Source organism: Peribacillus sp. NPDC097264 (assembly GCF_050277925.1).
Classification (GTDB): Bacteria; Bacillota; Bacilli; order Bacillales; family DSM-1321; genus Peribacillus.
This window is the reverse complement of record NZ_JBNNSR010000009.1, coordinates 34,363-47,940: the sequence shown is the minus strand read 5'-3', so window position 1 is coordinate 47,940 and position 13,578 is coordinate 34,363. Positions and strand designations below refer to the sequence as shown.

General features: G+C 39.8%; 14 protein-coding genes. 9 read left to right on the top strand and 5 right to left on the bottom strand.

Annotated features, from left to right (window positions below; all coding sequences use genetic code 11):
- Nucleotides 1–205: 205 nt before the first annotated feature.
- From ACQKL0_RS15240 to ACQKL0_RS15230, 3 genes are all read right to left on the bottom strand, one after another.
- Nucleotides 206–340: a hypothetical protein gene (locus ACQKL0_RS15240; RefSeq protein ID WP_427688416.1), complete on the bottom strand. Its 135-nt coding sequence runs from the start codon at nucleotides 338–340 to the stop codon at nucleotides 206–208.
- A gap of 392 nt (nucleotides 341–732) precedes the next feature.
- Nucleotides 733–1,548, bottom strand: coding sequence for a glycerophosphodiester phosphodiesterase (locus tag ACQKL0_RS15235; RefSeq protein ID WP_427688414.1), 816 nt, complete (start codon nucleotides 1,546–1,548; stop codon nucleotides 733–735).
- A 195-nt stretch (nucleotides 1,549–1,743) separates the two neighbouring features.
- Nucleotides 1,744–2,160 carry an organic hydroperoxide resistance protein gene (locus ACQKL0_RS15230; protein ID WP_402867917.1) on the bottom strand — a complete coding sequence of 139 codons (417 nt, stop codon included), beginning with the start codon at nucleotides 2,158–2,160 and terminating at the stop codon, nucleotides 1,744–1,746.
- Between the two features lie 185 nt (nucleotides 2,161–2,345).
- On the opposite strand from ACQKL0_RS15230, the gene ACQKL0_RS15225 reads away from it, so the two are divergent.
- From ACQKL0_RS15225 to nhaC, 8 genes are all read left to right on the top strand, one after another.
- Nucleotides 2,346–2,729: a GntR family transcriptional regulator gene (locus ACQKL0_RS15225; protein WP_402867918.1), complete on the top strand. Its 384-nt coding sequence runs from the start codon at nucleotides 2,346–2,348 to the stop codon at nucleotides 2,727–2,729.
- A complete protein-coding gene (locus ACQKL0_RS15220) occupies nucleotides 2,726–3,625 on the top strand; it encodes an ABC transporter ATP-binding protein (protein WP_402867919.1) in 900 nt (299 codons plus the stop codon). Before ACQKL0_RS15225 ends, ACQKL0_RS15220 begins: the two co-directional genes overlap by 4 nt.
- Nucleotides 3,600–5,558 carry a DUF6449 domain-containing protein gene (locus ACQKL0_RS15215; protein WP_427688411.1) on the top strand — a complete coding sequence of 653 codons (1,959 nt, stop codon included), beginning with the start codon at nucleotides 3,600–3,602 and terminating at the stop codon, nucleotides 5,556–5,558. The genes ACQKL0_RS15220 and ACQKL0_RS15215 overlap by 26 nt, the downstream gene beginning before the upstream one ends.
- A 19-nt stretch (nucleotides 5,559–5,577) precedes the next feature.
- Nucleotides 5,578–6,114 carry an RNA polymerase sigma factor gene (locus tag ACQKL0_RS15210; protein ID WP_402867921.1) on the top strand — a complete coding sequence of 179 codons (537 nt, stop codon included), beginning with the start codon at nucleotides 5,578–5,580 and terminating at the stop codon, nucleotides 6,112–6,114.
- Between the two features lie 110 nt (nucleotides 6,115–6,224).
- Nucleotides 6,225–6,659, top strand: coding sequence for a hypothetical protein (locus ACQKL0_RS15205; RefSeq protein WP_427688409.1), 435 nt, complete (start codon nucleotides 6,225–6,227; stop codon nucleotides 6,657–6,659).
- Between the two features lie 69 nt (nucleotides 6,660–6,728).
- Nucleotides 6,729–6,851: a hypothetical protein gene (locus tag ACQKL0_RS15200; protein ID WP_402867923.1), complete on the top strand. Its 123-nt coding sequence runs from the start codon at nucleotides 6,729–6,731 to the stop codon at nucleotides 6,849–6,851.
- Between the two features lie 313 nt (nucleotides 6,852–7,164).
- The gene (locus tag ACQKL0_RS15195; RefSeq protein WP_402867924.1) at nucleotides 7,165–8,739 is read left to right on the top strand and encodes a peptide chain release factor 3; all 1,575 of its coding nucleotides are present in this window, start codon (nucleotides 7,165–7,167) and stop codon (nucleotides 8,737–8,739) included.
- A gap of 345 nt (nucleotides 8,740–9,084) precedes the next feature.
- On the top strand, nucleotides 9,085–10,479 hold the full coding sequence (nhaC, locus tag ACQKL0_RS15190) for a Na+/H+ antiporter NhaC (protein WP_427688569.1): 1,395 nt from the start codon (nucleotides 9,085–9,087) through the stop codon (nucleotides 10,477–10,479).
- Between the two features lie 46 nt (nucleotides 10,480–10,525).
- Here nhaC and ACQKL0_RS15185 read toward each other — a convergent pair whose 3' ends face one another.
- On the bottom strand, nucleotides 10,526–10,843 hold the full coding sequence (locus ACQKL0_RS15185) for a hypothetical protein (RefSeq protein ID WP_402867925.1): 318 nt from the start codon (nucleotides 10,841–10,843) through the stop codon (nucleotides 10,526–10,528).
- Nucleotides 10,844–10,979: 136 nt separating this feature from the next.
- A complete protein-coding gene (locus ACQKL0_RS15180; RefSeq protein ID WP_427688407.1) occupies nucleotides 10,980–12,176 on the bottom strand; it encodes an FtsW/RodA/SpoVE family cell cycle protein in 1,197 nt (398 codons plus the stop codon).
- Between the two features lie 286 nt (nucleotides 12,177–12,462).
- Here ACQKL0_RS15180 and ACQKL0_RS15175 point away from each other — a divergent pair, with 286 nt between their 5' ends.
- A complete protein-coding gene (locus ACQKL0_RS15175) occupies nucleotides 12,463–13,563 on the top strand; it encodes an SDR family oxidoreductase (protein WP_427688406.1) in 1,101 nt (366 codons plus the stop codon).
- Nucleotides 13,564–13,578: the final 15 nt, after the last annotated feature.

The following is a 13,578-nucleotide window of genomic DNA, read 5'->3' as shown; positions in this document are numbered from 1 at the left end:
AAAGAAAATAGAGGGATATTTTAGTTTTTCATGGGTACGCTGAATGAAAATCATTTTAATTATATCAGTCAGCCATGTCACGGATGGTCTGCAGCCTACATATGAATAGAGGGAAGTTTATAACGAGGTGAAAAAAGGATGAATCTATACGATCCATTAAATTCGCACATCAATTATTTTGATAGTCATTTCTATCTTAATCCATTTAACCCATATGTGGATAATGGTTTTCCAGTGGAGCCCAATCAATTTGACTATCTGAATTTTGAAGAGAGGCAGCCGCCACCACCAAGACCGCCTCAAGGTGGACCACCACCAAGACCGCCTCAAGGTGGACCACCACCACGACCACCTCAAGGAGGTCCGCCACCACGACCGCCTCAAGGAGGTCCACCGCCACGACCACCTCAAGGAGGAGGACCACCTACTGTACCTCCGCCGTCATTCATCCCCCAATTTCCAAATGTAGGTTTTTTCGGAATTGAAGCTGGGGCAATGAGAGGGTGTTTATATAAAAATACGTATATTTGGTTAAGGAATGGCCGCTCATTTTGGCTTTATCCTACGTATGTTGGTCGGAATACCGTTGCAGGTTACCGCTGGAGACCCAATCAAAAACGATGGGCCTACTATGGTACCGATGAAGATGAAATTCAATCTTTTCAATGCTATTGAAAAAAACAATCCGCAGAAGCGGATTGTTTTTTTGGGGGATCCAATGTTATCTCTCTTTCAAAAAAAGTCAGGAAAATCCGAAATGATTCCATCCAAGTTCATTTTCTTTAGAGATTGCATCTGTTTTTTATTGTTGACTGTCCAAGTAAATACTTTCATTCCGTGACTCTGAATTCGTGTTTTAAGATTCGGGTTTAATAAAGTTTGTTTTGGATTCGCAAAACTAGCGAATTCCGATATCTCTTTTAGTTTTTGATCCGACACTCGGCGATTTAGTAGTACACCGACTGGAATGTTGGGTAAGAGTTCGTGAAAAGTTTTCATGGAGTTCATATCAAAAGAATGAACCATGATTTTATTTTCAACGTTTGAATTAAGCGGACTTTTCAAGAGTTCTTCTGCCAGTTTTCTCTCGATACCGGGGTAAAGGGAGGGGTGTTTAATTTCTATTAATAGTCCAATCTCATAAGACGAAAAAGTTTCCAAAACCTCGCTAAGCAAGGGAATCTTTTCATTTTTAAAATCAGGGTGAAACCAGCTCCCGGCATCCAATTCTAGTAACTCTGCGGCTGTATAGTCCCTGAGATTTCCCTTACCGTTAGTCGTCCTCTCGAGAGTTGGATCATGATGCACAATAAGTTCCCCATCTTTACTAAGATGGATATCTACTTCCAGAACATCCACGCCCATCTCTATTGCTTTATAATAGGATGCCATTGTATTCTCAGGACAATATCCAGATGCCCCGCGATGTCCAATCTTTAGTGGTGTATGTTGATTTGAGAGAATGGGAACCACCCTTTTCCTTCTGTTAAAGGAAAAAATGAGCAGGATGAATAAGATGATAAAGACTATAAGGAATAACTCTTTCAATTTGCACACTCCTTGATTATATTTATGGGTTATTAGATATCTACCCTCATTTAAAAGAAATAAAAGAACGTTGTCAAAACGTCTCTATTGAAAGGGAGAGAAGGAGGATTGAAGGAGTAAGGCGCGCGTTGTATATTATAGGCAATAAAAAAAGGAATGGATGCAGCTTTAGAAGCTGCATCCATTCCTTTTTCATTATACGATGATTGGTGTAACGTCTATATTCCCGCGGGTTGCCTTGGAGTAAGGGCAAGTTGCGTGTGCTTTCTTTACAAATCCTTCAGCTTCTTCTTTGCTCAGGTCTGGGATGGAAACATCTAATCTAACGGCCAATTTGAAACCGCCATCTGTCTCATCTTTCCCGATTGTGACATTCGCAGTCACGGATGTATCCACTTTCTTTTTTTCCTTACTAAGTACAAGGTTCAATGCACTGCCAAAACAAGCGGCATACCCTGCGGCAAATAACTGTTCCGGGTTTGTTGCCTTTTCACCAGAACCACCTAATTCTTTCGGTGACCTTACATCAAAATCGAGGATACCGTCCTCCGATTTTACATGGCCTTCACGTCCACCGTGTACGGTAACTGCAGTTGTATATAATGGTTTCAAAAAAACAACTCCTTTTGATTTAGTTATATTATATAGGTTCCCATTAATTGGACTTGTTAAACAAAAGAAAGAGAGTTGGTCATCTATTTATAATTTATTTATAAAATGTATTAAATTGGAATAAGTTGTTTTATAATAACTGTATTAAGCCAAGTAGTACACTTAGTACAGTGAGGGGGCTGATGATGTTTGAGTTGGACGTACAAAGTAGAAGACCCATTTATGAACAATTAATGGAAAAATTCAAAGAGCTTATAATCAGTGACGTACTAAAAGAACATGACCAGCTGCCTTCCGTTAGAATATTGGCTCAGGAACTGACCATTAACCCTAATACGATTCAAAAAGCTTATAGGCAGCTTGAAGCGGAAGGGTTTATATATACGATACCAGGAAAAGGTAATTTCGTTTTACCCCCCGGGGAATTGAAGAATTCATTAAAGGAAGAGAAGATAAGGTCGGAGCTTACTAGGGTGTTAGCGGAAGCCCTGTATATTGGTATCGAAAAAAAAGAAATTTATAGGTTGGTCAAGGATATAAGTTCGATAGCAAAGGGGGGGGAAACATGATAGAAATCAAGCGTGTTAGTAAGTTATATGAAGGAAAAGTAGCGATCAAAGACGTAAGTTTGGATATACAAAGAGGATCTATTTTTGGATTGTTGGGATCGAACGGGGCAGGAAAGACGACCCTTTTGAAAATGCTCTCTGGAAATTTGATCCAGGATAGCGGTGAGGTTCTTATCGATGAATCCCCAGTATTTGAAAACCGGGTAGTGAAAAATCGATGTTTCTTCCTTCCTGATATGCCTTACTTCTTGGCTAACTATTCCATCATGCAAATGGCAGGTTTTTATAGTCATGTTTATAGTGAATGGAATCAAGAACGTTTTTATCAATTGCAGGAAGTGTTTGCGATTCCCTTTCAATATAAAATTCACAAGCTGTCTAAGGGAATGCAGAGGCAGGTTGCTTTTTGGCTGGCCCTTTCAACGATGCCAGAAGTTTTAATACTTGATGAACCCTTTGATGGGCTTGATCCGGTCATGCGCAAAAATGTGAAACAGTTGCTGATTCAGGATGTATCCGAACGAGAAATGACGATCTTGATTTCATCCCATAACCTTCGGGAAATTGAAGATTTAGCAGATCATGTGGGGATATTGCATCAAGGGGAGCTCATCATCCAGAAGGATTTGGATGATTTGAAAGCGGATGTACATAAAGTTCAAATAGCCTTTAAAAATAAAATTCCATATGGCATTTACCGTGGCATGCAAATCCTGAATAAGGAAAGGAGGGGCAGCGTCATCGTCTGCATCTTAAAAGGAAAAGAATCTGATATCAAGACTCATTTCAGCCAGTTTCAACCTGATATATTCGATATTCTGCCCCTCACTTTGGAAGAGATCTTCATATATGAAATGGGGGACATCGGCTATGCCATTCAAAATAGTCTCGTTTAATAAAGAACTGGTATTTTATATTTTTAGAAGTACCGGATGGATTGGGTTTCTTTATTTTATCGGCCTCATTTTTGCACTGCCTTTGGAAATATTAACGATTATTCTCAATAATAATAGTGAATATATGAACTTTGTAAATTTATTTTCCAGTCAGGGGATGATTCAATTCGTCCTAGTCATAAGCATTCCGGTATTGCTCGCCATTTTCCTATTTCGATTTTTACAAGTAAAACAGGCTTCGGATTTTATACATAGTTTACCGATCACTAGGAGAAGTATATACGTTCATATGATAGGGATGGGGATTTCCTTTATCATTGTCCCCATTTTGCTTACAGGCCTCATCTTGTATTTATTCCACTCAGCCTTAGATGTTGAAAAATTGTATAGCCTGACAGATATTTGGTCGTGGATGGGCATTACTTTTGTCATGGAGACAGTGATTTTCTCTGTAGCTGTCTTAATTGGAATGGTGACGGGATTATCGGCTCTACAGGGCTTACTTACCTATATAACGCTTGGGTTGCCAGCTGGGCTATTTATCTTACTAGCGGCGAATGTGAAGTTTTTGATGGTTGGTTTTTTTGCCGAATACTACTTAAGTGCCAACATGAATAGCATGTCCCCTATATTGGCGGCAACTGAAATGGAAAAAATGAATGTTTTCTCCTTTCAGCTACTAATCTATGCACTGGTCTCCTGCCTATTTCTATGGCTTTCATTGGTTCTCTATAAACGGAGAAAGCTGGAGCATGTATCGCAAGCCTTTGTGTTCCCCTTGATTAAACCGGTATTTAAATATGGTTTAACGATAAGCATGATGCTTTTTTCCGGCTTTTATTTTAGTCAAACAACCGGGAAAATCGAATGGGTCGTGTCCGGCTATGTGATTGGATCCATAATTGGCTATTATTTAGGCGATCTCGTCTTGCAAAAGACTTGGCGGGTCCGGTTTTCTTTTAAAGGGTACATCACCTTTATGGTGAGTGTCATCGCTCTTTCCATCCTTCTAAAGTTAGATCCGCTTTCGTATGAGTCAAAGGTGCCTGATAAAAAGATGATCAACCAAATATATATAGGGAACCATTCACCTATATATTATGAAGATGAGGATTCAGGGAGTTCAATCTATCTAAAAGAAAAAGAAAATATCTCAGCTGTACGTTTGTTACATCAGCAGATTCTTGAAAAGGGTAAGATGGAGAGCGTCGCAGATCCTAATCCTGAAAACTCCGTGTTTCTTATATACGAACTTGAAAATGGAAGACATTTAGCGAGGGAGTACCATTTGCAAAATTATGAGTCGTATATGCCGCTTTTAGCCAAAATCTATGAATCTAGCGAATATAAACAAACAGTTAATGAGCTGTTGCATGTACCGGTTGAAGAAGTTTCCAAAATGAAAATCAATGCCACCGGAGAAATGGATAAGTCCGTAATCATTACTGATAAACAGCAGCTTGCGGAAGCGGTTCAGGCGTTATCGGAAGACCTGAATAACCAGACACTCGCCCAAATGACGAAGACCTGGGGAGAATATGCATACATTGAAATTCTTCTCGAAAATAACAAGACCATCTATATGAATTGGAACTCTTCTTATCCTGCCTTCACAAATTGGATGGAACAAACGGGACAAGCTGAAGAGGCAAGATTAACGGCAAATGATATCTCTCATATTCTTGTAACGAAGACCGATTTTAATTTATATAGTACGTCCGAAGAAGAAATTGAACAAAAAGTGGAAAAGCAGTCGATTCTGTTGAAGATTGATCAGCCTGATGAAATAGAGATGGCCATCGAAAACAGTCAATTGGATTATGGGGAAGGAAAGTATACAGCTGTTTTTTATTATAAGGATAGCCGAGATTTTGAGATAAGGACTTTTTCTGGTGACCATGTTCCCGATTTTATTTTAAACCACTTTGAATGAAAAGAAAGGGAGGATGAATTTGAAGAAAGGACATTGTAATGAAGCTGAAGGTTTCACCAGGGTTTATCATTCATTTTATAAGCGAATCTATTACATTGCTTTATCCATCATCAAATGTCCATATCTCGCCGAAGATATTACTCAGGAAACCTATATAAAAGCCTATACTAAACGTGATACGATCAAGGATGACAGAAAAATGGGGGCATGGTTAGCCTGCATCGCCACGAGGACGGCCATTGATTTTTCGCGTAAGCAAAAACGGGGAAGCCATTTGATTCAGCAGGAAATGATGGATTGGTTGGAAAGTCAGCCCTGTAGTCAAAATGAGGTAGAAGATGCCATGGATTTATGGACATTAAAAGAAGACATCATCCACGTCTTATTTAAATTATCCCATAAACAGCGGGAAATACTATTGCTTAAGGTGAATGGCGGGTTAAAAGAACGTGAAATCGCCATGGTGCTCAACATTAAGCAGGCGACGGTTAAAATCAATCTGTATAGGGCAAGAAAACAATTAAGAAATGAGTTGCAAAACAAGGAAATTGCATAAAAATCAACGGGATGATGCCCAATTGCTACTTCCATTTATATTTTTTATTGAACGGTTTACGTAAGTTATTCTTACTTTAAGGAAAAAATATGTAAAAGGGGGGAGATGAGATGAAAATCAGTCAAGTTTATTATCTACTAGTCATCATGGCGGTTTTCATGGCGGGTTGTAAAGATGAAGAAGGTTCTACTCATTCTTCAACTGCGGATGAGGGCATCACTTCGAAGCAGGCGACCCACGCATCAGTAGAGGGAGCCACGTATCCTCTTGAAGAAATGGAGAGTTTGTCAAACAAAATGGATGTGGCGTTCACGAGCCAAAATCGTTCGAAATGGCAGAATGAAAATCAGGCAGTCATGAAACGTTGGAAACAATTGCATGATCAAGTAGGGATAGCGAATGAGGAGTATGCGGTGGTAGAAAATGAGCTGAAAATGATAGAGGCTGAGCTTCAAAAAGAAGAGGCAAATGAAGCAAAACTGAAATCAATGATGAAGGAAGCAAAGGTGAGAATCGATTTACTTAAGCTGACATTAAAAGAATGATGTGGGGCGATCTAAAGTTTTCCTAAACGATATTTTGGGTATAGAAAAGGAAAGAAAGGATGATGAATCATGAAAAAACTCCTAAAACGAGCAGTCATTTTTGCCGCTCCTTTAATCTTTAAAGAAGTCAAGAAACGTTGGAAAAAAAAGCGTAATCAAAAAGCCATGAAGGCTGGTAGGATAAGTAACTAGCAGACTCAACATCACATTATAAGCACCAGGGGAGAAGACGCTGATACAGCGTCTTTTGTTTTTTATTACTCCTTTCATTTCTTGGATTCATTCACCTCTACATCTTTCGTTCATATCGTGTTAAAATAGTAAGGTTGATTGAAATGGATACCGGAGTAGCGAAGGTATAAGCCTTATGATATATTTTTCGTACATATATTGTGTATGTTCAAGACTTTTGCATACTAGGAAAGGTTGACATTCCAATGTGAAAAAAACGATTAGGTTCTCTATACATGCTATGTGACAATTCCAATAATGAAAGGAACATATTATGCCTACTTTAAAAGATGAGGTCCATTCAAGACGGACTTTTGCAATAATTTCCCACCCGGATGCCGGGAAAACTACATTAACAGAGAAACTACTACTGTTTGGTGGCGCGATTCGTGATGCCGGAACAGTTAAGGCTAGAAAAACAGGAAAGTATGCAACGAGTGACTGGATGGAGATTGAAAAGCAGCGGGGAATCTCCGTTACATCTTCGGTCATGCAATTTGATTATGACGATTTCCGTGTGAATATCCTGGATACACCAGGTCACCAAGATTTCAGTGAAGACACATACCGCACACTGATGGCTGTAGATAGTGCCGTAATGATTATCGATTCGGCAAAAGGGATTGAAGATCAAACGGTTAAATTATTCAAAGTATGTCGGATGAGAGGCATTCCGATTTTTACCTTCATTAATAAAATGGACCGTCAAGGGAAAATGCCACTTGAATTGCTTGCTGAACTTGAGGAAGTGCTTGGTATTGAAACGTATCCAATGAACTGGCCGATCGGGATGGGAAAAGATTTCGTAGGTATATACGATCGATTCAATAACCGCATCGAACAATTCAAGACGGAAGGACCGGAACGTTACCTTACTTTGAATGACGAAGGTGAACTTGATGGAGATCATATATTGAAGGAATCACCGTTATATGAGCAAACATTAGAAGAAATTATGCTGTTGACGGAAGCCGGAAACCAGTTCTCGGAAGAGAGAATTGCTAATGGTCAACTAAGTCCAGTATTTTTCGGTAGTGCGTTAACGGCGTTCGGTGTCCAAACATTTTTAGATGCTTATCTCCAGTTTGCACCTGAGCCACAAGCTCGTATGACCACTTCAGGTGAAGTGAATCCTGTCAGTGAAGAATTTTCCGGATTCATTTTCAAGATTCAAGCGAACATGAATCCGAAACACCGTGACCGGATTGCTTTCCTCCGCATTTGTTCAGGAAAATTCGAGCGTGGAATGAATGTGAACTTGAGCAGAACGGGCAAACCAATCAATCTTTCGTCTTCTACCCAATTCATGGCGGATGACCGGAACACCGTGAATGAAGCCGTGAGCGGAGATATCATTGGTCTGTATGACACTGGGAACTATCAAATTGGTGATACGATTACGACAAGTAAAGATATGTATCAGTTTGAACGTTTACCTCAGTTTACCCCTGAGCTTTTCATGCGGGTAACGGCTAAAAATGTTATGAAGCAGAAACATTTTCATAAAGGTATTAATCAACTGGTCCAAGAAGGAGCGATTCAGCTCTTCAAAACGGTCCGTATGGAAGAATATCTTCTTGGTGCCGTTGGTCAACTTCAATTTGAAGTATTCGAACACAGAATGAGAAACGAATACAATGTTGAGGTAATGATGGAGCGTATGGGTAGCAAAATCACCCGTTGGGCAGAAGATGAAAAACTCGATGAAAATCTGCACAGTTCTAGAAGCATACTGGTCAAAGACCGTTATGATAAATATGCATTTTTGTTTGAAAATGAGTTTGCATTACGTTGGTTCCAGGATAAGAATCCGGATGTGACTTTATATAACCCAATGGATTTGAAATAAGGTTGAGCCCGTGGATCATAAACACGGGCTTTTCTTATAGAAATTAATAGTGATTAGTTTTTTCCTATTGTTATGTCCACAGCTTAGAGAATAAATTCGAAAAGGACATCTAAGGATCATCACGTAACTGTAATAATGGGGAAGACTTAAGGATAATGCATATGAATAGAATCGTAGAAGGTATTCGTGCAATTTGGTGATACTATGAGCACCGTATAGAATAAAATTCCTTTGACAATATTGAAAAACTTATATATATTTATACCTATGCTTTAGTGCTTAAAAGCGTCTAAGTGAAAGTGAGTGCGAGCGATTCTTACCTCGAGAATTTTTAACTTGAAAGCGGTGAAAAATATCATGCGTCTTGAAGATGCGAAGCTTAAGCTCTCATTGCCCGAAGCACTCGGTGTTTTGGCCATTCTATTATTGATTATAGCAACTGGAATTATACATTATGGCTTGGATCCTCATATTCCAATTATAGCAGCTATCCTTTTTTTATTTGTTTATGGGAAAGTGAAAAAGCTTCCATTTTCAATCATGGAGTCAGCTATCGTCAAAGGGGCGGTCTCCGGTATGGGAGCCATCTATATTTTCTTCTTTATTGGAATGTTAATTTCAATCTGGATGGCGAGCGGAACAATTCCGACCATCATGTATTATGGATTTGACTGGATTTCTGGTGAATCCTTTTATGCAGTGACATTTCTGGTGACATCGCTTCTCGGATTGTGCATCGGGAGTTCACTCACCACCTCGGCTACGATAGGTGTCGCTTTCATCGGAATGGCGGCGGCCATGGATTTATCGCTGGCCATCACGGCGGGTGCCATTATCTCGGGGGCCTTTCTTGGGGATAAAATGTCACCACTTTCCGATACAACGAACTTGGCATCGGAAACAGTGGGCGTATCTTTGTTTGAACATATTAAAAATATGCTTTGGACGACACTTCCGGGATTTATTATTACGCTGGTTATCTTTTTCTTCCTTTCCCCTGATATCAATATAGCCCGGATAGAGGAAATAGAAGTGATGAGCCGTACGTTGAAGATGGAAACGAATATCAGTATATGGAGCTTGCTTCCATTTATCATCGTTTTAGGTATGGCTTTGAAAAAGATATCAGCCATCCCGACTTTATCTGCAGGAATCGTTTCCGCAGCAATCATTGCCTTTTTACAAACACCGGGTTTTACTGTTCCAAAGCTAGCTGATATTCTATTTAGCGGTTTCGTTCTTGATAGTGGGATGGAACAGCTGGATTCCATTTTATCCCGGGGTGGCATTGAAAGCATGATGTTCTCGATTTCTCTCGTTCTATTGGCATTGGCCATGGGTGGACTTTTATTTGAATTGGGCATTATCCCATCTATTCTTAGTAGCATTCAGGATTCGCTGACGAGTGTTTCGAAGTTAATTGCCGCAACTGTTTTTACAGGAATCAGTACCAACTTCCTTGTTGGGGAGCAATATTTATCGGTGTTGTTGCCGGGGAAGGCTTTCCAACAAAAGTATGATGATCTGGGGTTGCATCCTAAGACACTGGCACGTGTGCTTGAAGATTCAGGAACGGTAGTGAATCCACTTGTACCTTGGGGAGTCTGTGGTGTCTTTCTGACAAAGGTACTGGATGTTCCGACCTTGGAGTATGCACCATTTGCTTTTTTCTGTTTACTCTGTCCATTACTTAGTTTGATCAGTGGATTCACAAAAATCGGCATTCATTATAATAAGTAAGAAAAAAAGCGGTGAAGAAAACGAAAGGTTTTTCTTCACCGCTTTTTTACATTACAGACTCTTCTTTTGAAACAATACTCCATCCGTTCGCCAAAAGCTTATCTATATAATCTTCGATAGGCAATTCCTCTAAATCTATGGCCACGGGTTTCATAGATACATAGCATTCATCTTTCTCATAATTAACAGTGACTTTTACGACCTCGTACCCATTATGATACTTAGCATCAAATCCAGGGTCCTCGATGATATCTCCTAGAAAGGGACGAAAGGATGATTCAAATGTTTTCATTACAACTTCGGATCTATTTTTTTCCTTATGTTCCTTGGAAGACGTTAAAAAAATGAACAGTTTAATTTTCATCAGTACCTCTCCTTTTCTAAAGTATAGTAAGCAGTAGCTACCCTTTGAAGTTCTTGAAATAGGAAAGGCTGCCCCAAATGTCACCTTTGATGATGTTTGGGGCAGCCCTTTTTTTGTTAAATTGGTTTTATCCAATTCACTTGGAAGAGAGAATATCTTCCGTTGGAACCGTCGTAATGACTTTTTCTTTTTGTTCAAGCAAGTTCATTCTCATCACGACATTTTGGTAGATACCCATTGAAAGCATCAGTAGGAGTAAGGATGAACCACCATAACTGATGAATGGAAGGGTAATCCCTGTAATGGGAATGAGCCCCGTCACGCCTCCAACATTAATGCCCACTTGTATGCCTATCATGGAAGATATACCAATCAAGAGAAGGCTGCCAAATGGGTCTTTGCATTTTGCAGAAAGGATGAAGCCCCTTAAGACGATGAAACCGAGTGTCAACAGGACGAAAGCCACACCGAATATTCCTAGCTCTTCCGCAATGATGGCCATGATGAAATCGGTATGGGATTCGGGAAGATAGCCATACTTCTGTACGCTGTCTCCAAGGCCGACTCCCGTAAGACCGCCAGAACCGATTGCAAATAAAGAGTTCACGAGTTGATATCCGTCTTCTCCGGCTGTACCGAAAGGATCAGCGAATCCGGTAAAACGGGATACCTTATTCTCGGTGAAAATACTCGAGAAATTCCCTGTCACTAGTACGCCTAGAGCTACAAGGCCGATTAATAGCATCGTAAGTATAGATAGCTTAAAGATACTTTTAAAAGACATGCCAGACGAAAGGACCATGGTAACTGCAATGAGAAATATGACGGCAGCCGTTCCATAGTCAGGTTGAATGGCAATTAAAAAGCAAATACCAACGAGAAACCCGATCGGTGGAATGACGGCTTTATCGATGCTGTTGATTCGATCCTGCCTTTTACCGTAAATGGCGGCCAGATAAATAATCATGGCTAGCTTGGAAAACTCCGCGGGCTGAATGGATTTTGTTCCTATCTTAAACCAGCTCGTAGCATTACCCGCTGTATGGCCGAAGATGAATAGAAGTAAAAGGATACCAGCCATTCCAAACATCATACTCATTAAAAACGTTTTGTGCTTGTACATCTTATAAGGAAGAATCATCGTCACGATCATGGCAATGAATGAGATGATAAAGGCCGTTTTTTGTTTTTCAAAGAAGAAATCCATGGACAAGCCGTATCGAGCAACTGCAGTAATCATGCTCGAACTATAAATCATGACTAAACCAAACAGACAAAGTAATGTGACTGCGATGAAAATTGGGAAATCATATGCTTTAATAATTCTTTTCACTTGTGCGCTCACCTCGAATATGTATGCGCGAAAAATTCGCCTTCTTATATAGTAACGGAAAATCGGTTAGATAGATAATGATTTTAATCATTTACTAGAATTTAACCTTAAAGAATAGAATATAAACACCCGGTTTATTTAATGCACATGAATACTACTATTCTCTATTTTCGATAATCTGGTTGGATACTCCTTTTAAAAAACAATATTTTTCTTTTCATCCCTTGAATAATAGTAATAATTTGTCAAATAACTTACAATTAAGATAATTAAAGGGAGGGATAGGATGGGACATATATACTTTTTTACTGGTTTTCCAGGGTTCATTAGCAATCAGTTGATTAGGGAGCTTATAAAACGGGACGAGGCAGTAGATAAAGTCTATCTACTTGTACTACCTGAGCAAATGGGAAAAGCGGAAGCGGAAATCAAGACAATAGAAAGCGAACTGGACGGGGCAAAGGTGCTATTCCAATTAGTAATAGGAGATATCACGAAAGAGAACCTCAATATCACTGTTCCGGAGAGTCAAAGTCTTCAACAAGAAATCACGCATGTTTTTCATCTAGCTGCGATATATGATTTGGCTGTCCCGGAAAAAATTGCTCAGCTAGTCAATGTCGTTGGTACGAAGCATGTGAATGAATGGGTCAAAGGGATCCCCAAACTTGTACGTTATACCTATTTTAGTACCGCTTACGTTGCCGGGAATCGGGAAGGTGACCTGTTTGAACATGAACTTGTACTGCCGAAAAGCTTCAAGAACCATTACGAGCGGACGAAGTATGATGCAGAATTACTGGTCGAGCAATTAAAAAGCGAAGTACCCACAACTATCATCCGTCCAGGGATTGTGAAGGGACACTCCAAGACAGGGGAAACCATCAAATTTGACGGGCCATATTTTATCCTCAACTTCCTAGATCGTCTAAGTTTCCTGCCTATGTACCCATATATCTCGTCGGAAAGGGAGACCGTTGTCAATCTTGTGCCAGTTGATTATATTATACAGGCAACCGCTTATCTGGCATTATATAAAGAAGGTGTAGGTAAGACGTATCATCTAACCGATCCGAGTCCTTGTAAAGCCACTGAGATTTATGAACTTTTTGTTGGTGAATTATATAAGAAGAAACCAAAGGGTCATATGCCAATGGCGGTAAGCCAGGCCTTTTTATCGATCCGTCCTGTACGGACATATTTAGGTGTCGAAAAAGAAGCATTGGATTACTTCACATGGCAGGGACGATTCGATTGTACAAAAGCACAGGCTGATTTAGCGGGATCTGGAATTGCTTGCCCGAATTTCAAGGATGGCGTACCGGCCATGGTCGAATTTTATTTAAGAAACAAAAACGAAAAAAGATATCAGATAAAAATAAGGTGAAGCAAGGGGAGACAT

Excerpts from the sequence above, each read along its gene's own strand:
- ACQKL0_RS15225 (WP_402867918.1), top strand. The coding sequence starts at position 2,346 with ATGTTTGAGTTGGACGTACAAAGTAGAAGACCCATTTATGAACAATTA.
- ACQKL0_RS15220 (WP_402867919.1), top strand. The coding sequence starts at position 2,726 with ATGATAGAAATCAAGCGTGTTAGTAAGTTATATGAAGGAAAAGTAGCG.
- ACQKL0_RS15215 (WP_427688411.1), top strand. The coding sequence starts at position 3,600 with ATGCCATTCAAAATAGTCTCGTTTAATAAAGAACTGGTATTTTATATT.
- ACQKL0_RS15205 (WP_427688409.1), top strand. The coding sequence starts at position 6,225 with ATGAAAATCAGTCAAGTTTATTATCTACTAGTCATCATGGCGGTTTTC.
- ACQKL0_RS15200 (WP_402867923.1), top strand. The coding sequence starts at position 6,729 with ATGAAAAAACTCCTAAAACGAGCAGTCATTTTTGCCGCTCCTTTAATC.
- ACQKL0_RS15195 (WP_402867924.1), top strand. The coding sequence starts at position 7,165 with ATGCCTACTTTAAAAGATGAGGTCCATTCAAGACGGACTTTTGCAATA.
- ACQKL0_RS15185 (WP_402867925.1), bottom strand. The coding sequence starts at position 10,843 with ATGAAAATTAAACTGTTCATTTTTTTAACGTCTTCCAAGGAACATAAG.
- ACQKL0_RS15175 (WP_427688406.1), top strand. The coding sequence starts at position 12,463 with ATGGGACATATATACTTTTTTACTGGTTTTCCAGGGTTCATTAGCAAT.